Genomic DNA, 245 nt, shown 5'->3' on the forward strand with positions numbered 1-245 from the left:
TAGCATTTTTCCAATAGGTCAGACTGCCTTGAACCACTTTATTAGAAAGTTTTGACATAGCTAGCGCCTGTTGTACGACTAAATCAGCAAAAACATCCTTCAACAATGTTGTCTTCCCTGTTCCTGGTGGTCCGTTAACACTACGGATATCGTTTTTGTCGTTTAAAGCTAAATTAACAGCAGCTTGTTGCATAAATGAGAGTGCATAATCAGGGTTTGTTGGAAAACGTCCTAACGGATAATAT

General features: G+C 38.8%; 1 protein-coding gene. It reads right to left on the reverse strand.

Annotated elements, in window-relative coordinates; genetic code table 11:
- Positions 1–245: AAA family ATPase (locus R2R70_RS22365; RefSeq protein ID WP_410979252.1), on the reverse strand; the 245-nt coding region annotated here is incomplete at both ends.

This window comes from Cobetia sp. SIMBA_158 (genome assembly GCF_046566945.1).
Taxonomy (GTDB): Bacteria; Pseudomonadota; Gammaproteobacteria; order Pseudomonadales; family Halomonadaceae; genus Cobetia; species Cobetia amphilecti.